This window comes from Rhizobium sp. AG207R, from assembly GCF_027109195.1.
Taxonomy (GTDB): domain Bacteria; phylum Pseudomonadota; class Alphaproteobacteria; order Rhizobiales; family Rhizobiaceae; genus Rhizobium; species Rhizobium dioscoreae.
In genome coordinates this window covers 642,036-663,574 of record NZ_JAEPVT010000001.1, presented here as the reverse complement: position 1 = coordinate 663,574, position 21,539 = coordinate 642,036, and the positions used below count along the sequence as shown (strand labels likewise).

Here is a 21,539-nt window from a genome sequence, read left to right as displayed (position 1 = left end):
GCTGCAACACTCTGCCAAAGGACGCCGCGCATACGAAACAATATGCTTTGCGGACACGCCAATTCGATCACGTCCGTCGTGGGACTTCAGCCTATGATCGTCTCATAAAGAACGCAGATGCCCTTTAGATAGAGGACGAACGGACATGGCGCCTTTCCGGCCGAAATACATCACCTTCGATTGCTATGGCACGCTCATCAATTTCGAGATGGCCGAAGCGGCTCGCGACATCTATGGCGCCGAGCTCGATGAGGCGAGGATGCTGCAATTCATCAAGAATTTCGCCGCCTATCGGCTGGACGAGGTTCTCGGTGATTGGAAGCCATATGCCGACGTCGTTCACAATGCGGTCGAGCGGACCTGCCGCGCGAATGGCGTCAAGTTCCGCGCGGAAGACGCCAAGGCGATCTATGAACGCGTGCCCGGCTGGGGGCCGCATCCCGACGTGCCGGCCGGACTGGCGAAGGTTGCCAAGGAAATCCCTCTGGTCATCCTGTCCAACGCGATGAACAGCCAGATCATGTCGAATGTCGAGAAACTCGGCGCGCCTTTCCATGCCGTCTATACGGCAGAGCAGGCCAATGCCTACAAGCCGCGCTTCAAGGCGTTCGAATATATGTTCGACATGCTGGGCTGTGGGCCGGAGGACATCCTGCATTGCTCGTCCTCTTTCCGCTATGATCTGATGTCGGCGCATGATCTCGGCATCAAGAACAAGGTCTGGGTCAACCGTGGTCATGAGCCGGCAAATCCCTATTACGGCTATGTCGAGATCGCGGACATATCCGGCCTGCCCGGCGTCGTCGGACTTTAAGGGAAAGGCAGCCTCATGAAATTCGTCTCCTATTGGCACGACACGGCGCCGGCCTTTGCCGGAGGTCGGCAAGGCCCGGTCGAAGGACGATACGACGCCTGTGTCATAGGAGCCGGTTTCACCGGACTGTCCGCGGCCCGGCAACTGGCCAAGGCCGGTGCGAGGGTCGTCGTTCTCGAAGCCGAGCGTGTCGGCTGGGGCGCCTCGGGCCGTAACGGCGGTCATCTGAACAACGGTCTTGCCCATAGTTATCCAGCCGCCAAAGCCGAACTCGGCAAGGAGAGGGCGATCGCGCTCTATAAGGCGCTCGACGCCTCCATCGATACGATCGAGGCGCTTATCGCCGAAGAGGGCATCGACTGCAATTTTCGCCGGGCCGGAAAGCTGAAGCTGGCATCGAAGCCGCAGCATTTCGGATCGATCGCCCGCAATTTCGAAGAGGTTCATGCCGAAGTCGATCCGGATACGGCGCTGCTTACGCCGGACGATCTCAAACAGGAAATCGGCTCGCCTTTCCATGGAGCCATGCTCTTCAAGAAAAGCGCGATGATGCATATGGGCCGCTACGCTGTCGGCCTCGCGGATGCAGCGGTTCGCCATGGCGCGGCAATTTATGAGGCGGCGCCGGTGACGAACAGGCTGCGGGAAAAGGGCAGGCATCGGTTGGTGACACCGCGCGGCGAGATCACGGCCGACAATGTACTGGTGGCGACCGGCGCCTACACGACCCCGAATTTCAGCTATTTCCGCCGGCGGATCATCTCGGTCGGCAGCTTCTTGATCGCGACCCGACCGCTGACGGCGGATGAGATCGCATCGGTCATGCCGGGAAACCGCACCTGCGTCACCTCGATGAACATCGGCAACTATTTCCGCCTCTCCCCCGACAACCGGTTGCTATTCGGCGGCCGGGCACGATTTTCCGCGACCTCCGACCATCGTTCCGACGCCAAAAGTGGCGCAATCCTGAGGGCGGGTTTGGCCGAGATATTCCCCCAGCTTTCCGGAGTCGATGTCGATTATTGCTGGGGCGGTCTCGTCGATATGACCAAGGATCGCTATCCGCGCGCCGGCTATCATGATGGAAGCTGGTATGCGATGGGCTATTCCGGCCATGGTGCTCAACTGTCGACGCATCTCGGCATGATCATGGCCGATGCCATGCTCGGCCGCGAAGATCGCAATCCCATGAGGGATGTCGATTGGCCGGCCGTGCCGGGTCATTTCGGCAAACCATGGTTCCTGCCGTTGGTGGGCCTCTACTATAAGGCGCTGGACAAGTTCCAGTAACGACAGTTGCCGGGACCATGGCGGGCCGATCGCGAACAGAGTGACCCGCTATGGTACTGGATTCTGATCTAGCCCAGCCCGCCCATGTGAAAGCTTTTCAATTCGAGATATTCCTCGATACCGGCTTGCGCGCCCTCACGGCCGATCCCGGATTGCTTGACGCCACCGAAGGGGGCAACTTCCATCGAAACCGAGCCGGTATTGAGCCCGACCATGCCGAATTCCAAGGCCTCGCCGACGCGCCAGGCGCGCTTGAGATTGTCGGTATAGAAATAGGACGCCAGGCCAAAGGGCGTGCCATTGGCGATCGCGATCGCCTCGTCTTCGGTCTCGAAGCGGAAGAGCGGCGCCACCGGTCCGAAGGTCTCTTCGCCGGCAAGCTCCATCTCGGTCGTTGCCCCGGTCAGGACGATCGGAGCCGTATATTGTCCGCCGTCGGGTAGCTGCCGGGCGGATGTGATGATCGTTGCGCCCTTTGCCAGCGCGTCGCGGACATGCCGGTCGATTTTCTCGATTGCCGCCTGGTTGATCATCGGGCCGATCGACACGCCGGCCTCCGTGCCCGGCCCGACCTTCATGGCATCGACCTTCGCTTTCAGTTTCGCTGCGAAGGTGTCATAGACGCTCGATTGCACAAGGAGCCGGTTGGCGCAGACGCAGGTCTGGCCGCCATTGCGGAACTTGGAGGCAAGCGCGCCTTCGACGGCCAGATCGAGATCGGCGTCGTCGAAGACGATGAAGGGTGCGTTACCGCCGAGTTCGAGGCTGAGCCGCTTGATGCTGCCGGCGGCACCGCGCATCAGCAGCGCGCCAACCCTCGTCGAGCCGGTGAAGGAGATCTTGCGCACGGTTTCGTTGCCCATGATCTCGTTGCCGATCTCGGCCGGCATGCCGGTGACGATATTGATGACGCCGGCCGGGATGCCGGCGCGCTCGGCAAGGACCCCGAGGGCGAGCGCGGAATAGGGGGTGAATTCCGAGGGCTTGATGACAACGGTGCAGCCGGCGGCAAGGGCGGGCGCGACCTTGCGCGTAATCATCGCATTGGGAAAATTCCAGGGCGTGATGATGCCGCAGACGCCGACCGGCTCCTTGAGCACGATGATGCGGCGATCGGGTGTGGGAGACGGTATCGTGTGACCGTTGATGCGGCGGGCTTCCTCGGCAAACCATTTCACGAAGGAGGCGCCATAGCGGATTTCCCCACGGGCTTCATCGAGCGGTTTGCCTTGCTCCGTTGTCAGAATGAGGGCGAGATCGTCGACATTCTCAAGCATGAGATCGTGCCAGGCTTCGAGAAGGACGGCACGTTCCGCATTCGTCTTGCGCTTCCAGCTGCGCTGCGCGCGCTCGGCAGCCGCGATCGCGTTGCGCGTCTCCCTAGAACCCATGTCGGGCACCGTGCCGATGTTAGCCTGTCTGGCGGGGTCTTGAACATCCACCGCCGCGCCTGAGGCCGCCGCGACCCAGGCCCCATCGATCAATCCCTTGTCACGAAAAAGCTGCTTGTCTTTCAAATCCAACATGAGGTCCTCTGCAATCAGGAGAGCGCCGCGATGATGCCGGCGGTGATGGTTTCCGTTCGATCCTTGCCCGGAAGTGTGCCGATGCCGCGCGCGGTTGCTGCCTCCATCGCCGCGATGATGCAGGTGGCAGCATCCCTCTCGCCCAGATGATCGAGCATCATCGCTCCCGACCAGATGGCGGCGATCGGGTTGGCGATGCCGCGGCCGGCAATGTCCGGGGCTGAACCGTGAACCGGCTCGAACATCGATGGGGCATTGCGCTGCGGGTTGATGTTGGCTGAAGCCGCAAATCCAAGGCCGCCCTGAATGGCGGCGCCAAGATCGGTCAGGATATCGCCGAACAGATTGGAGGCGACGACGACGTCAAGGCTTTCCGGCGCCATCACCATGCGGGCCGCCATCGCGTCGATGTGATAGCTCGTGACTTCGACATCGGGATATTCGGCCGAAAGCCTGGCGGTGATTTCGTCCCAGAACACCATGGAATATTTCTGAGCATTGGACTTGGTGACGGAGGCAAGCTTGCCGCGCCGGACACGCGCCTGCTCGAAGCCGAAACGCAGGATGCGCTCGACGCCCGCGCGGGTAAAGATCGACGTCTCCACCGCGACTTCATCACTCGTGCCCTGATGGACGCGACCGCCGGCGCCCGAATATTCACCCTCGGTGTTTTCGCGGATGCAGAGAATGTCGAATGTCTCCGCCCGCAGCGGTCCCTGGACCCCCGGCAGCAGCCGGTGCGGTCGGATATTGGCATATTGCACGAAGGCCTTGCGGATCGGCAGCAACAGGCCGTGCAGCGAGACCGCATCGGGCACTTCGGCCGGCCAGCCGACGGCCCCGAGTAGGATCGCATCGAACGACCTTAGCGTCTCGATCCCGTTTTCCGGCATCATCCGCCCCGTCTGCTTGTAGAATCGGCAGGACCACGGAAATTCGGTGCTATTCAGTGCAAAGCCGCCAGCCTTGGCGGCAACTTGCAGCACCGACCATGCGGCGTCTGTCACGTCCTTGCCGATGCCGTCACCAGGGATCAGAGCTATCGAGTAGGTCTTCATGGTATAGGTCCCTCAAAGGCTGATGAGCACGCTCTTCGTTTTGCGATTGGCAAGATAAGCCTCGCGTCCCAGGTCCTTGCCGATGCCGGAGCGCTTATAGCCGCCGGTCGGTAAGATATGATCCCGCGAGCGGCTGTAGCGATTGACCCAGACCGTACCTGCCTGGATCTGCCGGCTGAGGCGGATGGTACGCGACAGGTCGGATGTAAACAGGCCCGCGGCAAGCCCATAGGAGGGGTGATCGGCAAGCACCATCGCTTCGTCTTCGTCCTCGAAAGTCTGCAGCGTCAGGACCGGCCCGAAGATTTCCTCGAGAATGGCGGGAGAAGACGGATCGAGATCGGTCAAAAGCGTCGGTTCGTAGAAGTAACCCGGCCTATCCATCGGCTTGCCGCCGGCGATACAGCGGCCGCCTTCGCTGATCGCGGCAGCGACGATCGCGTCGATCCGGTCGCGCTGGCGCTCGGAGATGATCGGCGAATAGCGTGTCGCCTCATTCCAGGTGGGGCCGGGACCGATATCCGCCATCCGCGCGATGAGGGCTTCCGTGAATTGGCCAGCAACGCTTGCCTCCACGATTACGCGCGTCGCGGCGACGCAAGCCTGGCCGGCATTGAAGAGAATGCTGCCGGCGATCGCATCGGCCGCTTTCGAAAGATCGGCGTCCTTGAAGATGATCTGCGGGCTCTTGCCGCCAAGCTCCAGGGTCACCGGCTTGATGCCAGAGCGGGCGATATTCTCCATGATCGCGGATCCCGCTCGGGTGGAGCCAGTGAAGCTGACCTTGGCGATATCGGGATGGCCGGTGAGCGCCGTACCGGTGGCGAGCCCGTCGCCGAGAACTACGTTGAAGAGGCCGGCGGGCAATCCGGCCCTCACGGCGAGCTCGGCCAGGTAAACAGTCGAAAATGGCGTCATTTCCGAGGGTTTGAGGACGACGGCGTTGCCTGCGGCAAGCGCCGGACCGAGCTTCCAGCCGGCCATGGAGACCGGAAAGTTCCAGGGCGTGATCGCGCCGACGACCCCGTAGGGTTCGCTGAGGATCATGCCAAAGGTCTTGTCATCGGTGGGCACGACATCGCTGCCCTCCTTGTCGGCGAATTCGGCAAAGAAACGAATCTGCTCCGCGGTGACCGCTATGTCGCCGGCCGGCAATTGACTGATCAATCGGGTGGAGGACAGAGCCTCTATTCGAGCCAGCGTCTCCGTCTCCGCTTCAATCAGGTCCGCCCAGGCATGCATTACGCGGACACGTTCGCGCGGCCGCAGGCCGCTCCAGTTGCTGGCCTTCAATGCCGCCTTGGCCGATTCGACGGCGCGGTCCACCATCTCGTGGCTCGCAATCGGGCAACCTGCATAAGGCTTGCCGTCGGAGGGCCTTTTCATGTCGATCTCGCCGGGCGCTTCAATGAGCTCCCCGCCGATGAAATGGCCGATCGGCAATGGCAAGGTGTCAGGATCGAAGCTCAAGCTCATGGGAAGCTCTTTCTTAGGGCTTTGCCTGAGCCTAGCGCCGGCTTACTAGCAGCTTGCTCCGTATGCCGGCGCGCGGGCCGACGAATCTTGTGTTTCAGCCGGGGCGAACAGTGATTTCTGTTGCGGCGGCCAGCAGCTTTCATCCCACCGTCACATAGATCTTGCGAACGGTCTCGATCGTCTTCCATCTGCCCACGAAGCCCGGCTTCATCACAAAGCTGTCGCCGGCCCGGTAGATGACCGATTCGCCGTCATCGGGGGTGATTTCGACGACACCCGCGAGGATGTGGCAGAATTCGAAGGTCTCGCCCTTGATCGACCTGGTCTCGCCTGGCGTCGCCTCCCAGACACCGGTGCGCACGGCGCCGTCCTTCGCCTCATCCTGCGCCCAGGTCTTGAACGAAGGATCGCCGGCAATCAGTCTTTCCGGCAAGGCTTTGGATTCACGCGGGGCCGTACCGGGATTGGTTACGACGGTCTTGAGGAAGGTCATGGCGAGCCTTTCATTGCTATGGGTTCAATATCCGCGCCGCCGGTCGACGAGCCCGATGGGATCCTGGCCTGTGCGATAACGACGGATGCTGTCGATCACCGCGCGTGCGGCGGTATCGGGCTGTGTAACGCTGGCGATATGCGGAGTGAGCATGATTTTCGGGTGTCGCCATAAAGGGTGACCCGAGGGCAGGGGTTCTGGGTCGGTCACGTCGATCACCGCCGCCGCCAGACGGCCGCTATCGAGCGCCTCGATCAGCGCGTGCGCATCGAGCTGTGGGCCGCGACCGGCATGCACGAGCATCGCCCCCGCCGGAAGGCCGCCAAGAAGCGTGTCGCCCAGGAACCCCGTGGTCTCCGGCGTCAGAGGCAGCAGGCAAATGAGAATGTCCGTCGCAGCCACCATGGTTCTGAGGCCGGTTTCGCCGTGATGACACTCGACGCCCTCGATCGTCCGGGGGGATCTGCTCCAGCCGGCGAGTGGGAAACCGAAGGGCTTCAGCCGCTCGAGCACGGCTGTCCCGAGAACGCCCAATCCCAGAACTCCGATTCGTCTTTCATGCGCCTGGCGCTGAGGCAGGCCTCGCCACTCCCCGGCGCGCTGCTGCGCAAGATAGGAAAGAAGGCCGCGATGCAGCGCGAGCACCGCAAGCGTCACATATTCCTGCATCATCCTGACGATGCCATCCTCGACCATGCGGACGATCTTCACATGCTCGGGCACGAGATCCGTCTTGAACTGGTCGACGCCCGCGCCGATCGAAAACAGGATTTCCAGATTGCGGTAACGGGCGAGGTCGTCGGGCACCGTCCAAGTGATGAGGAAGCGAACCTCATCAGGGTCGACGCTCGCCGCATTCATCGAAAATGCCAGATCCGGCAGTTCCTCGGCGAAAGCCCGCGCGAAGATCGCTCCGCGCTTGGCATCCGAATTGAAGAGAAATGTCATGGCGATCGCTCCCTCAAGCCCGTGCGCGGCGCGCGGCCAGGGCCAATATCATCTGGCGGCATTCCTCGAGTTCGTCCTCTAGAATGTATTCGTCGGGCTTGTGGGCGCGCTCTATGTCGCCAGGCCCGCAGATGATCGCATCGATCCCGGCTGCCTGATATAGGCCAGCCTCGGTCCCGTAGCTGACCGCCGCAAGCGACGGCCTGCCGGTCATTTCTTCCAACAGCGCTGCAAGTGGCGCGTCCTTCGCAAGCGACAGCGCGGGATAGGCGCTGAGCGGCGTCCAATCGACGGAAAAGCCCTGTTCCTTGAGCATGTCAGCGCAATGGCGGATCGGGGCCAGCAGTTCCTCAGGGGGCACGTCGGCGATAGCACGTGCCTCGAGGTCGAGCCGGCAGTTGTCGGGGACGATGTTCAGCGCCAGTCCGCCGGACACAATGCCGGCCTGAAGCGTCGAGTACGGCGGCTCGAATACGGGGTCGAACGGGCCGAGCGTCAGCCTCCGAGCTTCATCGACCGCCGAATTGAGCACCCGCGACATGGCATGGATGGCGTTGAGCGCCAGGTCTGGACGAGACGAATGGCCCGCCCGTCCGCCGACGGTGACGCGAGCCGCCGCTTTCCCCTTATGGGCGCGCACGGCCTGCATGCGGCTGGGCTCGCCGATGATTGCGCCTTGCGGGGGTGCGCAGAGTTCCTTCATCCGCGCCAGTAGATGCGGCACGCCCCGGCATCCCGCTTCTTCGTCATAGGAGAATGCGAGATGAATGGGACGGGCAAGATTTGCCCTGGCAAGTTCCGGCGCCGCGGCAAGCGCTGCGGCAAGAAACCCTTTCATGTCGGTCGTACCACGCCCGTGGAGCCGATCGGCCTCCTTTCTGAGCGCGAAAGGTTCCGACGTCCAGCCGGGCTCTCCAGCGGGAACGACATCCATATGGCCAGACAGAATATAACCCGCGACATCCCTGGGGCCGATCGTGGCAAAGATGTTGGACCTGTCACCTTCAGGCCCTGGAAGCACGGTGACGTGGATTCCGAGGCCTTGCAGATACGTCTGGATCCAGCCGACGATCCCGTCATTCGGCGTGCCGACGACGCTCGGAAAGGCGACAAGACGGGCGAGGATTTCAACCGTGTCCATATGCTCCTCGGAGCTGCGGCATTTGCTGACATTTCCCAATAGCATTGGCCTGCGCTTTCATAATTGCATGCCGAATGTCGAAGTGTTTCAGTCGATTGTTGTGCAGGCACACGCAATTCGAGCTAATTGTATCAGCGGGCGTCGCCTATCCTTGCTGACGGGGAGCGCGTCTGTTTTGGCGCATGGGTATAGGTAGCAGGTTTCGAGGTGGTCCAGTGAAGGTATCTGACAGTTTGCGGGTCGATGCTTTCTCCATGCATATCGGCGACATCAGGGACGTGGAGCTCGATCAGTTGCACGCGCTGTCGATCTCGGTCCGTTGGCCGCATCGAGCCGAAGACTGGGAATTTCTGAGGCAGACGGGTAGCGGCATCGTCGCACTCGATGAGATCGGTCGCGTCATGGGATCTGCTATGTGGTTTCCGCACGGAGACGAGTTTGCCACCGTCGGCATGGTGATTACCTCTCCGCGTTTGCAGACCAATGGCACCGGCCAATGGCTGATGAGCCGGATCCTCGACAAGGTTGCGGGCCGCCGCCTCAGCCTCAGCGCGACACGGGCGGCGCGGCGTCTGTATCTTTCGCTGGATTTCAAGCCGGAAAAGACGGTCTACCAATGTCAGGGGGAGGCGCGGATCGCGAAGGATTTCGCGCCGCTGCCTTCGGACGGCACGGTAAGGCGGCTTGGCGCCGACGATCTTGCAGCGATCCTGCGGCTCGATGCCATGGCCTTCGGTGCCGATCGCTCGGAGCTGGTCAGGCGTCTCCACGAGCAATCGATCGGTTACGGCCTGTTCCGGGGAGCGGATTTGCAGGCTTTCGCCTTGTGCCGGCCTTTCGGACGCGGCCATGTCGTCGGGCCCGTGGTTGCGTCAAGTGACGGCGATGCGATTGTCGTGGTCGAGCCACACGTGGCGCATCATACCGGCCAATTTCTCCGTCTCGACACGCACATGGAGAGCGGCGATTTCGCCTCTTACGTGTCGCAGTGCGGGATGCTTGTCTACGATACCGTCCTGACCATGTCGCTTGGAAACCATCCCTCCAATAGAAACAAGGCCAGCGCCGGTATGGCGGCCAAATATGCTCTTGCTAGCCAGGCGCTCGGCTAAAATCTTGCCGCGCGCAGGCCCTGCGCGCGTCGGCCAGATGTTATTTAGCCAGACCGAGGAGGTGGCGTGGCGTCATCGTCAGCCGCCTTCCGCCCTCCGGCGTAACGACCACCGTCTCGCTGAATCCAAGCCTGGCGGCTGTCGTATAGACATGGAAAACCATGCCTTCCTCCAGCGGCCAATCCGCATCCGGCAGAAAGACCCGGGAGAAATCGCTGGTGCGCGGCGTGCGGGTATAGAGACCAAGCGTATAGGCCGTTACATTGTCGTAACGCTGTCTCAGTCCTGACGACATGAGACCCTGGCGGACAATCGCGTCTACCTCGCAGGCAGGAACGCCTGGCTTCATGGCTTCGATCTGCCGGTCCTGCAATGCGATGATACGCGAGGCGATATTCTGAAGCCTTGCCGATGCACTGCCGATGACGATCGGCCGCATGAGACGGGCACCATAGCCGCCCACGCGCGGAATAAGCTCCACGTGCAGAATATCGCCTGCGTCAAGCAATTCACTCTTGAAAGAGCCGTGCAGGAATTGGTGGTCGCCGCTGGCCTTGACGATCGGACCGGTCTCGCCGCTATCAGCACCTTCAAGCAGGAAGGTGGCCGCCGCGGTCGCTGCGGCTGTACGGGTCGAAGAGCCGGCCCGCGTATTCTGCGCTATCGCCAGCATGGCCCTGTCGGCGATGCCGGCCGCTTGCGTCAGAACGGCAATCTCGCGAGCCGATTTGACCCATCGCAGACTGTCGCTGATGCCGGGAAGAGCGATGAATTGCGCTTGGGGCAGGTGCGCCCGAAGCCTGGCCGCCGTATCGGAGCTGAAGCTATAGGAGGCGAAGTCGGCGCCGATGCGGGCGCTGGCGAAACCTCGAGCATGGATGCTGCTGGCGATCGCCTCGTGTGGATTGGCTGTATCGGCGAACCCGATGATATCGGAAATCCAGGTTTTTTCCCTGCACGGCGCTTCGTCGAGCTCGCGCAGGACGAACCAGGGCGCACTGTGTCGCGGGAGAAAGGCGGCGCGGTACATGGTTTCCGAAACGGTATAACCGGTAAGCCAAGCAAGGAGCTCACCGCTGTCGATCAGGAGCAGATCGACGGCGGCGGCGTCCATGGCGGCATGTGCCTTGGCGATACGCCAATCATATTCGTCACGAGGAAACATGCGGCCTCAGACAGCCTCGCAAATGTCGAGAATGGTGAGCATGTAGACCCGGATCATGTCGAGATAGTCGACGATGTCGACGCGCTCGTCCGGCATGGTGTTGTATCGGCCGCCTGGTCCGCAGACGATGCCTTCCATGCCGAGCTCATGGTAGAGATGGCCGGCGTCCGTTCCGTAAAAGCGCGTGGGCGTAATGGCGCCCGTCGGCTGCGTCTCGCCGCGGACGGTCTCATAGGCGGCGTTGATCGAGGTCACGATGCGTGAAGTCGGCGAGACTTCGAAAGGAGGCATCAGAGGACGGCCTTCGATCATCTCAGGCACCAGCTTGGCTTTCAGCCCGGGAAAGCGCTTTTCGAGCGCGACCAATTCCGCGGCGAGATCGGCAAGCACGCCTTCCTGCGTCTGGCCGGGCGCATAGCGGGCCGAGCCTCGGATACGGACGAAATCGGCGACCTGCGGCGGGCGCCATTCCTCCAGCTCACGCCCGAGCGCACCATGGACGACACCGACATGGCCGCGATTGATCGAGCGGTGCACTTCGCTTCTCGCGCCGCTGAAGGTCATGGCGTTGATACGCGGGATGAGATCGCAGGCGGCGGCGATGGCGTCGACCGATTGTTCGCGTTTGGACAGGTGCCGTGTGTCGCCGGTCAGCTCGATCACGAAGCTTAGCGCGGCGGCATGCATCGTCACGGCGGCAAGATCGCTCGGCTCGCTGTTGATGAAATAGTCGGCTTGAACGCCGCTGCGGATGGCTGCAAGCGTGCCCACGCCGCCCTGAAGCTCGCCGACGACATAGGTCAGGATCACATCGCCCTTCAGCTTGACGCCGGCGTCGAGCAAGGTCTTGACCGCGCAGAAGTAGGCGGCATCCCCCGCTTTCATGTTGGATACGCCGATGCCATAGATGAATTTGTCGTCGACGAGGCCGCCCCAGGGATCGACGGTCCAGCCCTCGGTAACCGGGTTTGTATCGAGATGGCCGTTGAAGAGCAGGCTCTTCCCACCGCCGGTTCCCTTCAGGCGTCCGATCGCATTGAAGCGCTCGCCATTATCGAAGGGTTGCAATTCGGACTGAAGTCCGATCGCCTCCATCTGGCGCGCCATGATGCGCGCAAGCTCGCGTTCGCCTTCGGTTTGGGAATGGCTCTTCTGGCGAACCATCATCGACAGGAAGTCGAGGCAGCTCTTCTCATCGATTGTTCCGATGAGCGATTTCGGGTCCATTTTTGATGCTCCTTAGAAGTCTTGTTCTGTAGGTGCGGCGCCGACAGGCGTCGGGACCGCGGCAAGCAGCCGGCGCGTATAGTCGGCCCGCTCGGGGCTGGTGATGTCTTCCGCCGGCACGACTTCGAGGAGATCGCCGCGATACATCACCGCGATGCGGTGCGCGATCTGACGAATGAGGTTGAGGTCGTGGGTGATGAAGAGGAAGGCGGTGGAATGCTCGCGATGCAGTTCCAGCAGCAGCTCGATGATGGAGGCCTGCACCGAGACGTCGAGCGCGGAGGTGATCTCATCGCAGATCACCAGCTTCGGTCTGGATGCGAAGGCGCGCGCGATGGCGACGCGCTGCTTTTCACCGCCGGAGAGCTGATGCGGATAGCGATCGGCATGGGTACGCGGCAGGCGCACCTGTTCGAGCATCTCGCCGATCCGCTGGGCGATGGCCCCATTCTCGCCTTCGCCATAGAGTTTCAGTGGCCGTGCCAGGATTTCGCGAATCTTCTGGCGCGGATTGAGCGAGGCGTCCGGATGCTGGAAGATCATCTGCACGTTCTTGCGATAGGATTTGTCCATGTCGGCGAGGCCTGAAATCGTCCGCCCGGCGAAGGTCATCCGGCCCTCGAAGGGATTGAGCCCGGTCATTGCCTTGGCAAGCGTCGATTTGCCGGAGCCTGATTCCCCGACGATGCCGAGGATCTCTCCCGGCTGCACGCTGAGGCTGATGGCACGATTGCCCGCGAAGCGCTCGAAGGACCGGCCGGTCAGCGTCGACAGGAACGGCTTCCGGCCGTAATGCACGCTGACATTCTCGACCTTCATCAACGGCTGGTCCTCATAGGACGGGCGTGTCTGCGTACGGCGGTCGCTCGGCCGCGGCACCGCGGCGGTCAGGTGGCGCGTATAATCATGCTGCGGCGCATTGAAGATCGAGTCGACCGCTCCCTGCTCGACGATTTCGCCGCGCCGGATGACGGCGACCCGTTTCGCGGTGCGCGACAGCAAGGCGAGATCATGCGAGATATAGAGCGAGGCGACGCCCGTCTCGGCCTGCAGGTCGAGGAAGAGGTCGAGGATCTGACGGGAGGTGATGACGTCGAGCGCCGTCGTGGGCTCGTCGAAGATGATGCATTCCGGATTGCAGGCAAAGGCGGTGGCGATAACCACGCGCTGCTTTTCGCCGCCCGATGCCTCGTGCGGCATGCGCTTCATCATGTCAGCGGGGCTTTTAAGCCCGACACGATGCAGCATGGCTTCGCTCTCGCTCCAGGCCTGCCTTGCGGTCAGGCCGCGATGGCGCCTCAGCGTTTCCGTGAGCTGCGTGCCAAGCGAGAGCGTCGGGTTGAGCGAGGTGCCGGGGTCCTGGAACACCATGCTGATCCGTTTGCCCCGCATGCGATTGACCTCGGCTGGCGATTTCGCCGTTAGATCCTCGCCGCGAAGCCGGATGTCGCCACCGACCTCCCGAGCGTTCGCCGGCAGATAGCGCATGATCGACCAGGCCATCGAGGTTTTGCCCGAGCCGGACTCACCGACGAGGCCGAGAATCTCGCCGGCTCCGACTTGGAGATCGATATTCTTGAGCGCATGAAACACGCCGCCCGCCGTCAGATAGTCGAGCGAATAATTGCGGACCTGTAGGACGATATTGCTTGCCGTTTCTGTCATCTCAGCCTCCGGTGCGCGGGTTGAGCGCATCGCGCAGGCCGTCGCCGAGAAGATTGAAGCCGATGGCGACAATGGCGATGGCGAGGCTCGGCCAGATCAGGATGCCGGCGCTGAGGTGCATGTATTGTCTCGCCTCCGAGACCATCAGCCCCCATTCGGTGGCGGGCGGCTGGGCGCCCAGACCAAGGAAGCTCAGCGTCGCGAACAGCATGACGGCGAAGGAAACGCGGATCGTTGTTTCCACCACGATGGGTGCGACGACATTCGGCAGCATTTCGCGCAGGATGATGTAACGCGAGCTTTCGCCGCGGGCGATCGCCGCGCTCACATAGTCCTGCTTGCGCACGGCAAGGGCTACGCTGCGAGTGATGCGTGCCATGCCCGGCGCGAAGGCGACGGCGACGGCGACAAGCGCATTGATGCTGCTGGACCCGAGCAGATTGACGATCAGCAGCGCGAATAGAAGGTTCGGGATTGCCATGATCGCATCGATGGTGCGCATGATGAATTCGTCGGCGCGGCCGCCCAGGAAGGCCGATACCGTTCCGATGAGGGCTCCGGCAAGCGTGCCGGCAAGCGTGGCGAAGACCGCCATCGTTACGGTCGAGCGCGCACCGATCAGCAGGCGGCTCAAGATATCGCGGCCGTATTGGTCGGTGCCGAGAAGGAAATTCGCGCTCGGGCCCTTATAGCGGGCAAGGATCGACATGGCTTCCGGATCGCGTGGAGCAAGCCAGGGACCGAAGACGACGACGATGAAGACGAGGACGACCAGGAAAAGGCCGACCGCGCCCTGCGGCGTGCGCAGCAGCCGTTTGAGAAGCTCAATCATACTGGATCCTCTTGTCGAGCCATGCGTAGAGAATGTCGGCGGCGAAATTGACGATGGAATAGGTTGCCGCCATGAGCAGCACGCCGGCCTGGATTGCCGGCAGGTCGCGCGTCTGGATGGCGACGATCAACTGCCTGCCGATGCCGGGAAGTGCGAAGATTTCCTCTACGACGATGATGCCGCCGAGGAGATAGCCGACATCGAGCGCGACGACGGTGATGGTCGGCAGCAGGGCGTTGCGCAGCGCATGACCGAACAGCACCCTTGATGTGGAAAGACCCTTCAGCCGCGCCGCGCGGATGTAATCGGTATGCAGCACATCGACGAGTTCGGAACGCACCATGCGAGAGACATGCGCGATGAGGATGATCGACACCACGCAAACCGGCAGCACCAGGTGGGCAAGGCCGTCGACAAAATTCTCGGTCAGTGGCACATAGCCTGTCGGTGGCAAAAGCTTCGCCCAATCGGCGACGAAGAGCACCGCGAGCGTCGCCGTCACGAATTCCGGCAGCGATACGCCGGCATAGGAGATGAGGCTGACGATCATGTCGGCGAGCTTGCCGCGGCGGATCGCTGCGAGGACACCGAGGGGTATGGCAAGCGCGAGCATCAAAGCGATGGAGAGCACGGCGAGTAGAAGCGAACGGCCGAGAGCCTGGAGCATGGCCGGCCCGACGGGCTGGCCGGTGCGCAGCGACTGGCCGAAATCGCCATGCAGGACGCCGCCCAGCCAATGCAGATATTGCAGCCAGACGGGATCGTTCAATCCCATATGCTGGCGCAGTGCCTCAAGCGCCTGGTCGGTGGCGTTCTCCCCAAGCATCATCACGGCGGCATCCGCCGGCAGGACCTGGGTGATCGCGAAGACGACGAGCGACACGATGAAGAGCGTGTAAACGATCATCAAAAGCCGCTTCAGGAGATAGTTCGGTGACAAGGGCCATTCCCTGGCGTTGGAGCGACCGGTCGCTTCAACATAAGCGCCGATCTTCTTGCTATGGGATGCGTCGCGAAGGTCGTTGGCCTCGCGACGCTCATTCAGCTCGCAGGTGCTATCAGCTCCGCTTCGGCGCCTTGTCCGTCAAGGAGACGTAATCGAGACGGAAGACGGAAGCGCGCGGATGGACCTCGAAACCGGCGACCCAATCCCGCTTGGCGGCGAGAACATCGAAGAAGACCGGAATGATGGAAGGAACGTCCTCATTCATCAGCTTCTGCGCCTCGGCATAAAGCTCCTTGCGCTTGGCTTCGTCGGTGATGCCGCGCGCTTGGTTGACGACCTTGTCGAAGGCGGCATTGTTCCAGCGTGTTTCATTCCAAGCGGCGTCGGAGGTGTACAGAAGCTTGAAGATCGCATCCGCCGTCGGCTGCATGTTGTAGAAGCCGACATAGAAGCTGCCCTTCTTCCACACCTGTTCGAGATAGGTCGCGTGCGGCATCGTCTGGACGTTGATGTTGATGCCGGCTTCCTTCGCCATCTCGCGCAATGCGACAGCGAGCTGGGTGCGCTGGCTCGGCTTGTCCGATGCAATCAGCGTCGCCTCGAAGCCGTTCGGATAACCGGCCTCGGCCAGCAGCTTCTTGGCTTCCTCGATATTGGCCTGGCGCAGCGGCAGGTCGGCATAGAAGCGATAGGAGGAATTGAGGGCGGTATCGTTGCCCGGCGTGCCGAAGCCTTCGGTGACGAAGTCGACCATCGCCTGCCGGTCGACGGTAAGCGCCAGCGCGCGGCGAAGGCGGGCATCGTTGAAGGGCTTTGTGTCGCAGCCGAAATTGATGTTGCAGAACTGGCCCGACGGCACGCGCAGTGGATTGACGCCTTGGGCGTCCTTCATCCGCAGAAATTCGGTCGGCTGCACGGTCGAAATGATGTCGATATCGCCGGCAAGCAGGGCCGAGGTCTGTGCCGAGGTATCTGGAAAGACCTGGATTTCGACGCGATCTAGATAGGGACGCTTCGGATCGTAATAATCGGGATTGCGCTCGACGACGATCAGACGGTCGGGTTCGTAGGAGACAAGCTTGAACGGGCCAGTGCCGACCGCCGTGGTCGACAGCTTCTTGAAGTCGCCTGTGGCGATGGAGGCTGGGATGATGCGCGCGACCGTGTAGGCTGTCGCCACTGGGAAGTCGGCGTAAGGGGTCGAAAGCTTGAAGACGGCGGTCAGTGGATCGGCCGCGATCACGTCGGCGATCGGGCCGACATTGTTGAGTGCCGGCGAAGCGTTCTTCGGATCGCGGATTGCCTTGAAGCTCTGGACGACATCGTTTGCGGTCAGCGGCGATCCGTCATGGAACTTGACGCCGCTGCGCAGCTTGAAGGTCCATTCCGTCAGCGCATCGTTGGCGCTCCAGCTTTCGGCAAGATCCGGCTCGACCGACATATCGACCTTCAGCCGCGTCAGATTGCTGTAGAGCAGCTCGGTGACCATGTATTCCGGGTTGACGCGCGTCAGCAGCGGATGGATCACGCTTGCGGCCTGATCGACGGAAATGCGCAATGTGCCGCCCTTGGCTGGAACGGCGGCTTGAGCAAAGCCGATGGCGGGCGTTGCCAGAATGGCGGCGGTGCTCGCCAGGAAATGACGTCGATTCAGCTTCAGCATTGCGATGTTCCCTTATTTTGATGGTGCGTGTTCTGGAATAAGGCCGGTCTCAAAGTCGTGGGCGAGATAGGCAAGGATGCTCTGCGCCAGCGCGACGATATCCGTCGTCGTCGTATGTTCGTCGGCGCTATGGATGCAGCTCTCCGGACGTCCAAGGCCGCCGAGCAGGACTTCCTGCATCGCACCCGTTTGCTGCACGTAGCCGAAATCGGAGCAGCTGGCGGCACCCCATTTGCTGAAATCGGAATCCTGATAGCCGAAGCCGAGGCTGAGCGCCTTCTGCCAGCGCGGCCAATGCGGACCGTCCGGGTCTGAGGTCGGAATAAGATGGCCGACAAGATCGATCTCGACGCGCAGCTCGGGCGATTTTGCCATGACGGTGCGCACGAGCTCTTCGATCTCAGCCCTTGCCGTTTCGTAACTTTCCTCGGGTGCGTAACGGCGGCTGACGAGGATCTTCAGCTCCGCGGGAACCTGTCCTCCCGACGTACCGCCATTGATGGCGGCGATGGAAAGCTGTGGCCGCAGCGGTCCGCTCGCATGCGGCGGCGCCGGCAAGGCGGATGTGAAGGCAGCCACTTGCGGCTTCAAGGCGTGCAAGGCATTCAGAAGCGGAAGGGCTAAGTCGATGGCATTGATGCCCGAGCCGGTGCGGTTGCCTTCGCCCGCGTGAACCGCATGACCGCGAATAGTGATCTGAAGATTGAAGACGCCGAAGCAGCCCGCCCAGATGCGTGGTGCCGCCGAACCGTTGAAATTGACGATATGTCCCTTGAGCATGCCCTGCTCGGCAAGATAGCGGATTCCCGGATAGAGGCCGCCTTCCTCATCGGTGCAAAGGAGCAGCATCGGATCGTAGGCAAGCTCGACCCCACAGGCATCGGCGGCACGCAGCGCAAGAAGGGTCGCCGCGATGGTGCCTTTCATGTCCGCAGCTCCAAGCCCGAAGAGGCGTTCGCCTTCGCGGCGCAGACAGAGCGGATCCTGTTGCCAGGCAGGGGCGGCCGGAACCGTGTCGACGTGGTAGTACAGCCCGCAAACCGGCTTGCTGCCGGATCGCTCGGCAATGAGATTAACCCGCGCCCCTTGGGCAGGGCCATTGCTGACCCGCCATAGCTCTTCCGGCACGGTAACCTCCCGGCAATGAAAGCCCATGGGTTCCAGCAGGCCCGACATCAGCGCCGCAAAAGCGGGATAGCCGTCTCCGGGCGGAAATGAGGTATCGATCGCGACCATCCGCGCGAGGTCGCTGACAGCGCTTTCGACGGTCTCTTCAATGATTTTCAAGGCGCTTGCAAATGGCTCCTCGAAAGATGACAAGATTTGATCGCGCATGCTCGAAACCCGAAAAGACGCGCAGAAACATAGGGAGGTTCCGCACTCGTATTTATATAAACTATATAGTAATGATGCTGCCCCTCACGCTTCGAGTCAACTCCAAATAAGAGGCAAATAATTGCGCGAAATGCCCAAATTTTCAGCAGATGTACCGCGTGCATCCGAGCTCTCCGTTCCGCTCTACGAAGTCGTGAAACGTCAGATCACGGAAGCAATCATGATGGGCAAATGGCCGGCCGGGACCGTGCTGCCGAGCGAGATCGCGCTGTCGCAAAAGTTTGGAGTTGCTGTCGGCACGATCAGGCGTGCCTTGCAGGACCTGACCAATGAGGGCTTGCTCAGCCGCCGGCGCAAGACGGGGACGGTGGTCACCGGTCGCACGCCGCAGCACAGCCTTCGCTTTTTCTTCCAGTATTTTCGCCTGCACGGGCTCGACGGTTCGCTGCAAAACTCGACATCCGACATTCTTTCGCTGAAACGCCGTGGGGCGAACGAAGAAGAGCGGGCCGGACTGCGGCTTGACGATGCGGCTGAAGTCATCTCGATTCACCGGCTGCGCAGCGTCGGAGGCAAGCCGGTCATGCATGAAGTCATGGCACTTTCGGCAAGCATGCTGCCGGAGTTTCCCGATAAGAAGGAGGAGATTCCCTCCCTTCTTTATCTCTTCCTTCTCGATCGCTACGGGATTCGCATTTCCGCCGTCAGAGAGCAGATTGCCGCCGACATGGCGACGGAGGAGGATTGCCGGCTGTTGCAGTTGAGCATGCCCAGCGCCGTACTGACGATCGACGAAGTGGCCTATGATCAATCCGCGGTTCCGGTTCTCGTCGCAAAACATCGTGCGACGACCAGAAGCCATCGCTATGTGCATGAGGTCCAATAGCGGGCGATAGGCTAGCTCTCCGGCACCACAATCCGAAGACCCGGGCCGCATTAACCCGTTGCGGGTGCGCCTGCCATTTGCCCGAAATCCAGAAGGCCCGTCTGCGCTCGTTCACGGTTTGAGTGTCGTGATACGCAATGTTCGCGATTTCGAAGGCACAGACCTCTTCGCTGAGGATTCGGCCTGATGATCGGCTTTGGAGATTTGCCGCCGCGTCTTTCAGCTCATTTGTAGGGGCGCCAGAATAACTTCCGTTCTTCTTGTATCACTTGCTGCTCACTGTGCGAGTTGCCCAATGATATAGAGTTAATGGTTGTAATGAAGTTTGGCTTGATTACAGCATAGCGATAGTGTGACTAGGTACGGGGCTATGAAAATCTCGGGGCGTCCTTACGGATTTATTTTATGTTGGGAATGTGATAGCTGACATATATTAAGGCTGCGAGAGCGCGAATGGCAGAATTCAAATTTAGTGAACCACCTGTAGGAAACGGGGCCGATGACATTTCAAACGAGTGCCAGCGCCAATTGCAGCCTATAGTTAGTGAAATCGTTCGGGCCGCGGCTGCCGCTGGATGGAATCAGAAGGATGTTCTTCTAGCGATGGTGGATGTCGCTTGGGACTTATATGAAAAGCGCCGAGGCGATCTTTAGCGGTCACAGCCGCCCCACAATCGTTTTTTCTACTTCGACGTGAACAAAGGTTTAGTCCGACTGCAACCATCTATCGAAGTGCGTGGATATATTTGTCCGCGCTAAAGAATGACGTGTTTTTACCGCGTCATTCTTTCTTTACCATATGCGTATCCCCCCTTCCAAACTCAGTGAATTATACTATTTAATCTTGCGCTATAAGCTGGTTTACGGCGGTATCCGGCGGGCAGTGTTGGGAATAATGAGATCTCGGCTGATATTGGGATCTCGTCTGCTTGCTAGCAATTGCATGATTTCGTTCGGGCGGGGCGATGAAGAATGGACTATGCGGGTGAGGTGCGGGAACGTACCGATCGATATGTGTTCGACATAATTCCCGAAAGCGCGGGTCCGAGAAAGGCCACCATGCGGGGGAGCGTCATCAGCTCCGTTCGCGAGCCTGGATCACAAACGTTCCTGGCCAAAGAACATGCGATGGGAATCGTATTGGCTCCCATGCGTGGCTTGCGAGCGTCTCTCGGCAGCGACAAGATCACCCAGTATGACGCGCCTGTTGGCTGCCTCATCATCAATCCTGCCGGCGTGGACAGCACTCTTGCCTGGTCGGAAACCAGGGAAAATCTGGTGGTCGCGATTCCTCCCCAAATTTTGTCCGAGCTGGCGCTCCAGGAGTTTGATCTTGCCGACGTAGAACTCGAACCTCCAGCATTTGGAACCGTCGATCCTGTCGCCCTCGGCATAGCGCAGAGGATTTCCGTCGAGCTAACCGGGAAAGCAACTCCGAATGAACTCTATCTGGATTCATTGGTTACGCTGTTTAGTACCCATCTTCTCCGTACCTATGCGAACAATATGAGACAGCTTCCGTCGCCCAGGGGAGGGCTCTCCGCGAAAAGCGCTCGACGCGTGGAAGAGTATCTTCGCGAACATTTCACCGAAAAGGTTCACGTCGCTGAACTTGCGGCGGTCGCTGGCATTTCGCCCAACCATTTCATCGTGAGATTCGCCAAGACCTTTGGCATGCCCCCACACCGGTATCTGATAAATCTGCGCTTGGATCTTGCGGAAAAGCTGCTAGCCGAAGGCGAGATCGCGATTGTGGAAATCGCCTACATGACAGGTTTTTCGGATCAAAGCCACCTGGCGACCACGATGAAGAGATACCGTGGACGGACGCCGACGGAGCTTCGATACATGCGATAACCGCGCGGGTTTAGTAGGCAACCCCCGGATTCGTCCCAAGCCAATTCGAATATTTCGTGACCCATGATTTTCCGCGGGCTGACCGAGAGGTGCATGTGGCATGGG

General features: G+C 60.9%; 18 protein-coding genes. 5 read left to right on the top strand and 13 right to left on the bottom strand.

Annotated elements, in window-relative coordinates; all coding sequences use genetic code 11:
• Positions 1 to 145 precede the first annotated feature (145 nt).
• Together JJQ51_RS02900 and JJQ51_RS02895 are read left to right on the top strand one after the other, a co-directional pair.
• Entirely contained in the window at positions 146 to 814 is a 669-nt protein-coding gene (locus JJQ51_RS02900) for a haloacid dehalogenase type II (RefSeq protein WP_269244259.1), read from the top strand.
• Positions 815 to 829: 15 nt separating this feature from the next.
• A complete protein-coding gene (locus tag JJQ51_RS02895; protein ID WP_113331037.1) occupies positions 830 to 2,104 on the top strand; it encodes an NAD(P)/FAD-dependent oxidoreductase in 1,275 nt (424 codons plus the stop codon).
• Between the two features lie 68 nt (positions 2,105 to 2,172).
• Here the strand turns inward: JJQ51_RS02895 and JJQ51_RS02890 are convergent, their stop codons facing one another.
• From JJQ51_RS02890 to argE, 6 genes are all read right to left on the bottom strand, one after another.
• Positions 2,173 to 3,630, bottom strand: coding sequence for an NAD-dependent succinate-semialdehyde dehydrogenase (locus tag JJQ51_RS02890; protein WP_113331036.1), 1,458 nt, complete (start codon positions 3,628 to 3,630; stop codon positions 2,173 to 2,175).
• 14 nt (positions 3,631 to 3,644) lie between these two features.
• On the bottom strand, positions 3,645 to 4,688 hold the full coding sequence (locus tag JJQ51_RS02885) for a tartrate dehydrogenase (RefSeq protein WP_269244258.1): 1,044 nt from the start codon (positions 4,686 to 4,688) through the stop codon (positions 3,645 to 3,647).
• A gap of 12 nt (positions 4,689 to 4,700) precedes the next feature.
• Complete coding sequence (locus JJQ51_RS02880) at positions 4,701 to 6,164, bottom strand: aldehyde dehydrogenase family protein (RefSeq protein ID WP_269244257.1); 1,464 nt, start codon at positions 6,162 to 6,164, stop codon at positions 4,701 to 4,703.
• A 139-nt stretch (positions 6,165 to 6,303) separates the two neighbouring features.
• Positions 6,304 to 6,657, bottom strand: a complete 354-nt coding sequence (locus JJQ51_RS02875; protein WP_269244256.1) for a cupin domain-containing protein — start codon at positions 6,655 to 6,657, stop codon at positions 6,304 to 6,306.
• Positions 6,658 to 6,681: 24 nt separating this feature from the next.
• Positions 6,682 to 7,605, bottom strand: coding sequence for a 2-hydroxyacid dehydrogenase (locus tag JJQ51_RS02870; RefSeq protein WP_152095177.1), 924 nt, complete (start codon positions 7,603 to 7,605; stop codon positions 6,682 to 6,684).
• Between the two features lie 13 nt (positions 7,606 to 7,618).
• Complete coding sequence (gene argE / locus JJQ51_RS02865; RefSeq protein ID WP_152095178.1) at positions 7,619 to 8,746, bottom strand: acetylornithine deacetylase; 1,128 nt, start codon at positions 8,744 to 8,746, stop codon at positions 7,619 to 7,621.
• A gap of 182 nt (positions 8,747 to 8,928) precedes the next feature.
• On the opposite strand from argE, the gene JJQ51_RS02860 reads away from it, so the two are divergent.
• Positions 8,929 to 9,858: a GNAT family N-acetyltransferase gene (locus JJQ51_RS02860; RefSeq protein ID WP_442967273.1), complete on the top strand. Its 930-nt coding sequence runs from the start codon at positions 8,929 to 8,931 to the stop codon at positions 9,856 to 9,858.
• A 40-nt stretch (positions 9,859 to 9,898) separates the two neighbouring features.
• Here JJQ51_RS02860 and JJQ51_RS02855 read toward each other — a convergent pair whose 3' ends face one another.
• The 7 genes from JJQ51_RS02855 to JJQ51_RS02825 form a co-directional block, all read right to left on the bottom strand.
• Positions 9,899 to 11,023: a M24 family metallopeptidase gene (locus JJQ51_RS02855; protein ID WP_269244255.1), complete on the bottom strand. Its 1,125-nt coding sequence runs from the start codon at positions 11,021 to 11,023 to the stop codon at positions 9,899 to 9,901.
• Positions 11,024 to 11,029: 6 nt separating this feature from the next.
• Positions 11,030 to 12,250, bottom strand: coding sequence for a M20 family metallopeptidase (locus tag JJQ51_RS02850; protein WP_269244254.1), 1,221 nt, complete (start codon positions 12,248 to 12,250; stop codon positions 11,030 to 11,032).
• Between the two features lie 12 nt (positions 12,251 to 12,262).
• Positions 12,263 to 13,915 carry a dipeptide ABC transporter ATP-binding protein gene (locus JJQ51_RS02845; protein WP_269244253.1) on the bottom strand — a complete coding sequence of 551 codons (1,653 nt, stop codon included), beginning with the start codon at positions 13,913 to 13,915 and terminating at the stop codon, positions 12,263 to 12,265.
• Between the two features lies 1 nt (position 13,916).
• Positions 13,917 to 14,747: an ABC transporter permease gene (locus JJQ51_RS02840; RefSeq protein WP_113366062.1), complete on the bottom strand. Its 831-nt coding sequence runs from the start codon at positions 14,745 to 14,747 to the stop codon at positions 13,917 to 13,919.
• The gene (locus JJQ51_RS02835) at positions 14,740 to 15,687 is read right to left on the bottom strand and encodes an ABC transporter permease (RefSeq protein WP_113353159.1); all 948 of its coding nucleotides are present in this window, start codon (positions 15,685 to 15,687) and stop codon (positions 14,740 to 14,742) included. Before JJQ51_RS02835 ends, JJQ51_RS02840 begins: the two co-directional genes overlap by 8 nt.
• A 118-nt stretch (positions 15,688 to 15,805) precedes the next feature.
• Positions 15,806 to 17,356 carry an ABC transporter substrate-binding protein gene (locus JJQ51_RS02830; protein WP_269244252.1) on the bottom strand — a complete coding sequence of 517 codons (1,551 nt, stop codon included), beginning with the start codon at positions 17,354 to 17,356 and terminating at the stop codon, positions 15,806 to 15,808.
• 12 nt (positions 17,357 to 17,368) lie between these two features.
• Positions 17,369 to 18,691: a M20 family metallopeptidase gene (locus tag JJQ51_RS02825; RefSeq protein WP_269244251.1), complete on the bottom strand. Its 1,323-nt coding sequence runs from the start codon at positions 18,689 to 18,691 to the stop codon at positions 17,369 to 17,371.
• Positions 18,692 to 18,821: 130 nt separating this feature from the next.
• Between JJQ51_RS02825 and JJQ51_RS02820 the strand changes: the two genes are divergently transcribed.
• Positions 18,822 to 19,577 carry a GntR family transcriptional regulator gene (locus JJQ51_RS02820; RefSeq protein ID WP_113331023.1) on the top strand — a complete coding sequence of 252 codons (756 nt, stop codon included), beginning with the start codon at positions 18,822 to 18,824 and terminating at the stop codon, positions 19,575 to 19,577.
• A 972-nt stretch (positions 19,578 to 20,549) separates the two neighbouring features.
• On the top strand, positions 20,550 to 21,434 hold the full coding sequence (locus tag JJQ51_RS02810; protein WP_152094054.1) for a helix-turn-helix domain-containing protein: 885 nt from the start codon (positions 20,550 to 20,552) through the stop codon (positions 21,432 to 21,434).
• Positions 21,435 to 21,539: the final 105 nt, after the last annotated feature.